Genomic DNA, 5,520 nt, shown 5'->3' with positions numbered 1-5,520 from the left:
CAACGCCCGCAGCCGTGCCAAGATGCGATCTTCATCTGCGCCGGCTAGCCGGCTGTAGCCGACCACATCCGAGACCAGAATCGCTACTATTTTACGCGTCTGCCTCATGTCGTGCTCCCTCCATCCAGTCTGGCATTACTGCCGAGCCAAAGGAAGATAGCTCCGGGCCATTGGATTCCGGTCGTTCCAGACCAATGTTGGGCAGATAACAGCCTGAGGTTGGCCGTTTGGCGACGCCCGCTTTGGTGAATGGACTGGACCGTGGGAATAACTGTCATGAGGCGCGTTCCGGACATACAAGCTGATTTCGCGGGATCGACCCACGAGCTACTTTTCGATCGGCCGTCGGTAAACCGCCTGAACAACGCGCGCTTGATTGCCGACTGCCGTGCAGTGCCACGGAATTTAATCGGTCCATGAATGCGGACCTTGGCGGCGCTACATCTCCAACCGGCATGGCCGTCAAGCTCGTGAAGTCTTTGGGGACTTCGATCGTCAAAGCCGGCGACGCCGCAAAGCGTGCTGCACTGCGCAGCAACCTCCGATCGCTAGCCGATATGTTTATAGATCCGCGGTCAGTCGAGCTCATCCGAAACGCCAACAACCGGGGCTACAGGATCGGGCTTGGTGAAGCTTTTGCGCGCACCGGCCCCGAGACCGGTGCGACATTGTTCGACCCGGCCGGAGCGGTAGCGCCGACGACGGGCGTCCATCTAGCGCCAATCAAGCGACCGCCTATAATGGCTCATGGCAGAGTCGAAAGAAGAATTTGATCGAAGGATCGCGGACGCAAAAATTGCCTTCGGCAAGAACGACGAGAGGGCAAAAGTTCACGCGGCTCAGGTCCAGACGTTCTCATCTGACGCGATGAAAGCCCCAGCCTTGGTTTCGGCTGCCGGGGTTGCTGCGGCGCTGGGCTTCTAAGCGCCAACTACGATCGCCTATCGCAAAGTCCGGAAAATCTGCAAACGTTCAACAGCATCCTTTTTTGGCTGTTTGCCAGTTTGCTTTTCATCGTTTGCGCGCCAGGCTTTTCGTATTTTTCGCAAATCGCATACGGACCGGCGATCTACGCGGAAAATTATCAATACGAGCATCCTTTCACCGTTGAGACCGCCAAGTCGAAACGCCTCAGATGGGTGGGCGACCTTTTCAGATGGCTCACCGTGGTGCTGGTTGTCACGCCGATTGCCTGCCTGATCAGAGGTGGTTTCCTTTTCCTTCGGATAGTCGCGTAGGCCGGTCTTTGCGCTGGCCCCGACGAACCAATACTGGTAAGCTTCTCGTCGCCGGAACAGAGCAGGACTCGGGCATCTGCACCAACCGCTTCGGATCCTGCCGAGGCTAACGTCAACGGACTTCCAACAAGCATCTGAAATCTGGGTGCGGAGCACTGCTCCGGCGCCGCGATGCGAGGTGGAAGCGACGTTCCGGTGCACACCCAAATGCCCTCTCCGACGAAGCCCGTCCTCGATTATTCGTACGTTGCATTTCAGCAAGAACAGCAGAATTTCCCGTTTCCGGGTTCGCAATTAGACTCAGACTTGGCCGAGATCGTCACTCAGTATCGACGAAACGATCGATGCGCTCTCGGACGTTCGGAGAAGCGACGGCAAGCTAAAAAACCAAGTGGCCACACCAGATGCATTGTCGCCGGCGACGATGGCGCTACTGCACGGCGACGTCCGACCGGTTCCACCGGCCCAACGGGGCCGGTGGGCGAGGCATCCGTATTCCCAGGTCCCGCCGGCGCCACGGGCGCTACTGGCCCCATCGGGGCGACGGGCATTTGGTTCGACCGGAGCCACGGGACCGTCGGGCAGCGCGACGGGGCTACCGGCCCTGTGGGAGCGACTGGCGTCACGGGCGAAACCGGATCCGCGGGCGGGCCGACGGGCGCCACGGGACCTGCCGGAGTGACAGGGTAGCCGGCGCAACCGGACCGACAGGTATAACCGGAGCGACCGGACCCACCGGCCCAACGGGTCCGACCGGCCCTGCGGGCATCATTCGGGGCTACGGGCGTCACTGGAGTTACGGGCGCCAGAGTGGTCACCGGCCGACTGGGCCGAATGGCGTGTCTCTCAGCACGCAAACCGCCAGCTATCCGCTTGCCCTGGCCGATGCGAATAAGATGGTCGAGATGAGCGTCGCCTCGGCGAACAATCTCACCATCCCGCCGAATTCGAGCGTGGCCTTCCGATCTCGACCGTCATCAATGGATGCCAGATCGGCGCCGGCCAGACGACGCTTCCGTGCTCGTCGGCCTCGGCTGGGGTGGATCCATGCCCTTTCTTGTCTGTCGTGCGAACGCCGCGGCTGGCATTCTGGCGACCGGTCCGCATTCACTCGCAGCGTTTGGGGAATGTACTCCTTTTCGATCAATGAGAATGGCGGCGCGACGGCGAGCTTCATGGGCATTAACAGCAGCTACTCAACGTTCAACGCTGCTGTGACCTCCCCGGGGCGCCTCCAACGCCTCTTATACGCCCGAACTGATGGCTGGCGGCAACGCTGTGTCAATTGCCGGCAGCGGAGCCCGCATGGGCGTGCTAGCGATATGGGAAGGCGCCGCTCTCTCGCAGGCGGGCATAATCGCGATTTTCGAATCCTCTCGATCACGCTACGGCGTCTAACGGGGCTTTCGTCCTTGCGAAACGCCTAACCCCGGAATCGTTCGGTGTGCCACACAATTTTGCCGTCGACTTTCATCGGCTTGTGGATCATCAGGCGCTTCGGCAGATGTTCGGGATGGACCTCGAGAAGCGTAATCTTGATCTGCGGCTTGCAACGGTTGCAGTCGAATTTCAGCTTCTGCGGATCAACGCCGCCACCGTAGACCATCATGAGGTCGGCTGATCGGCAGTAGCGGACATTGCCGCAGCTGCATTCGGCTTTCACAAGCATGTTGTGCCGGGTCGCCTTGCCCAGCGTGTTGATCGGATCGTGCGCCATGGCGAACAAATGAGGAACATATTCCTGTCCAGTCAAGAGGGATTGACTCTTGTGTTCCTATTTTGTTCACTTCTGGCAAATTGGAGACACCTCATGAAACCGATGATTGCGACTGAATCCGAACAGCCCGAAATCTACGCCACGGTCAGGCGCGAGATGCCCGCCGTCCACCGGGCTGTCAGCAAGATGGGAAAGCAGATGCGCGGCCTCTCACCTCTCAGCCAAAAGGCGGCCGTCGCCGAACTAACCGCCATATGGTGCCTGGCGAACTATCCCGATGACCTTGATCGTGCATTGTCTTTGGCAGAGGCCATACGCCATCAGGCCGACATCTATCTCCGTGAGAGCAAGAACACCGGCGGCGCTCGCCACTGATGGTCCAGCGCAGCAGCAGCATACTGCCGCCATCAACAATCGACGAAAAATGGCCACACCAGGTGGCGCTGCCTGATGACCTCTGCACCGGTCGGAACCGGACCACGATCCACGACTACTGTCAGGAGCGTGGAATGACTTTCCAAATCAGGCACGTGCAAGCGGTTTGGCCAAACGGCAAATATGAGGAATATCGATTGCACTGCTTCGCGGATCCAGCCGAAGCAAAGACGTTCCTTGATCATTTTCAAGGTGAGGCCTTCGACGCGAAGCGGAATCGCGAAAAGGGCAAAATCCGCGGCGTTTGGCGCCGCAGCGACGAGTATAGGAGAATTCTCGACCTCGGCCCGCTCAGCGTGCCTGAACTCCTGCGCAACTGAGGCAAAGCCATGTGCGGACGCTACACCAAGTATCTGTCGTGGTCGGAAATTCACCGGCTCTACAGACTGACTGCGCCAGCGGAAACCGGCCGCAACGACGAGCCGCGCTACAACATTGCGCCAACGCAGGATGTTCCATTCGTCACCGCTGGCGAAGATGGCAATCATAAGCTCCGCGAAGGGCGCTGGTGGCTGGTTCCCTTCTGGGCGAAGGAAATGCCGAAGGCGGCTATGTTCAATGCGAGAATCGAGGGCATTGATACAGCGCCAGCTTTCCGCGACGCCTTCAAGTCGAAGCGCTGCCTGATCCCTGCGGATGGGTTTTATGAGTGGACCATCTCACCAGCCGACGGCAAGAAGGACCCTTGGCACATCTACCAGCCAGGCCACGCGCCTTTCTCGTTCGCCGGCCTTTGGGCTTACAATTCAAATCTCGACATAACCAGCTGCACCATCATCACAGAGCCTGCCGCAGACCCGATGAAGCAGTTGCATGATCGACAGCCTCTCATTCTCGACCCGGCCTACTATGACGCCTGGCTGGACCCGGCGACGCCCAAGGACAGCCTCAAGGACATTCTCAGCCACGACATCGACGGGCAGCTTCAGTTCAACCGCGTTGGGCGTGAGGTGAACACCAGCGCCGTCAACAAGTTGCCCAACGACCATTCCGGCCTGGTCGGGCCGATCAACCCGTTATGAGCGACGAACCAACACGGCTTGCCGAAGGCATGACAGCGCCCCCGCGCGATCGACGGCGGGTCGACAATCATGCGTGCGAGCATCTCGGCTGCGGCAAGGATGCTGGGTTCGGCTTTGCTAAGCCGCGTCAGCCTTCGCACTGGTTCTGTTTCGGACATAGGAGCGAAGGCGAGCAATTTCTTTAGGAGGTTTAAATGTCGGACAAGGTTCTGCCCACTCAGGCCAAGCCGAAGCTGATGTGGTCGTTGCATTTGATCGAGGCGAGGACGGCGAGCTATTCACCGCTTACGGCCCGAGTGATCAGCAAAGCGAGGAGCGCGCGGTCCGCACGGCCAAGGCTCTGTCATCGAGCCATGTTGGTGTCATAGCCTGGAGCCGTGATGCAGACCCGGCGCTCGGCGACTATGGGCCGCCCACGATGCTGTTCGTCAGCGGCGACGTCCCGGACATGGAATGAGACTAGCCCGTTGTCCCGCCTTCGCGGCTCTGTATCGCCTCAAGGATGACCTCAAAGACGCTGCCCACCTCTTCGCTGATTTTCTCAGGGCTTATGTGCCCTCGTCCTCAGCCGCCTTCGTGACCTGGTCAGCAAGATCGCTGATGGCGACAGGATCGTCATGATCAATCAACACGTTGGGCAGGTGCTCATCCATTTGTCGAGGAAGTTGAAGCCGCGTGTGCTCAGGAGCAGATAAGCTCAAAGCGCATATTAGGTTCCGCTACTTGACCCCTGAGACGGCCGCACCAAACTCCAGTGCATGGCTAGTGGTATCAAGATCGGCGATGAGGTGGCGATCGACGCCACCATTATTCGACGCGTCACTGACGACAGGATCAGCGTGTCAATACCGACTTACGGATTTCCGCATTCCGTTCGGGATAGCACCACGAAGGTGGTCAAAGGTCAGACCATCGAACTAATCGGCAGCGTCACACGGGTCGAGAAGGACGCCGTAACGGTCAGCCTGGGTGGCCCGGTGGTGACGGTCGCGCTTGATGTTGTGCGGCTGGTGAAGCTCTAGCTGTTTGATCCCAGGCTTTGATGGCGCATACTTTTCGTCCGAATCAAAGGATGCGCTATGGGCCAGGTTCTTCATGGGAGCGCCAC

General features: G+C 59.2%; 7 protein-coding genes. 6 read left to right on the top strand and 1 reads right to left on the bottom strand.

Annotated elements, in window-relative coordinates; translation table 11 throughout:
• Positions 1-747 precede the first annotated feature (747 nt).
• A complete protein-coding gene (locus tag NKI35_RS31115; protein WP_352742628.1) occupies positions 748-924 on the top strand; it encodes a hypothetical protein in 177 nt (58 codons plus the stop codon).
• 1,737 nt (positions 925-2,661) lie between these two features.
• Here the strand turns inward: NKI35_RS31115 and NKI35_RS31110 are convergent.
• Complete coding sequence (locus NKI35_RS31110; RefSeq protein WP_352742626.1) at positions 2,662-2,991, bottom strand: hypothetical protein; 330 nt, start codon at positions 2,989-2,991, stop codon at positions 2,662-2,664.
• 57 nt (positions 2,992-3,048) lie between these two features.
• Here NKI35_RS31110 and NKI35_RS31105 point away from each other — a divergent pair, with 57 nt between their 5' ends.
• From NKI35_RS31105 to NKI35_RS31085, 5 genes are all read left to right on the top strand, one after another.
• Positions 3,049-3,330 (top strand): hypothetical protein, encoded by a 282-nt coding sequence (locus tag NKI35_RS31105; RefSeq protein ID WP_352742624.1) that lies wholly within the window; start codon positions 3,049-3,051, stop codon positions 3,328-3,330.
• Complete coding sequence (locus tag NKI35_RS31100) at positions 3,330-3,710, top strand: hypothetical protein (protein ID WP_352742622.1); 381 nt, start codon at positions 3,330-3,332, stop codon at positions 3,708-3,710. Before NKI35_RS31105 ends, NKI35_RS31100 begins: the two co-directional genes overlap by 1 nt.
• 9 nt (positions 3,711-3,719) lie before the next feature.
• Entirely contained in the window at positions 3,720-4,412 is a 693-nt protein-coding gene (locus tag NKI35_RS31095; protein WP_352742620.1) for an SOS response-associated peptidase, read from the top strand.
• Positions 4,413-4,650: 238 nt separating this feature from the next.
• The gene (locus tag NKI35_RS31090) at positions 4,651-4,869 is read left to right on the top strand and encodes a hypothetical protein (protein ID WP_352742618.1); all 219 of its coding nucleotides are present in this window, start codon (positions 4,651-4,653) and stop codon (positions 4,867-4,869) included.
• 301 nt (positions 4,870-5,170) lie between these two features.
• Positions 5,171-5,434 (top strand): hypothetical protein, encoded by a 264-nt coding sequence (locus NKI35_RS31085; protein WP_352742616.1) that lies wholly within the window; start codon positions 5,171-5,173, stop codon positions 5,432-5,434.
• Positions 5,435-5,520: the final 86 nt, after the last annotated feature.

The sequence above is a fragment of the Mesorhizobium sp. M0676 genome (assembly GCF_040320535.1).
Taxonomy (GTDB): Bacteria; Pseudomonadota; Alphaproteobacteria; order Rhizobiales; family Rhizobiaceae; genus Mesorhizobium.
Note: the sequence above shows the minus strand (reverse complement) of the source record. Positions and strands in the feature narration are given on the sequence as shown.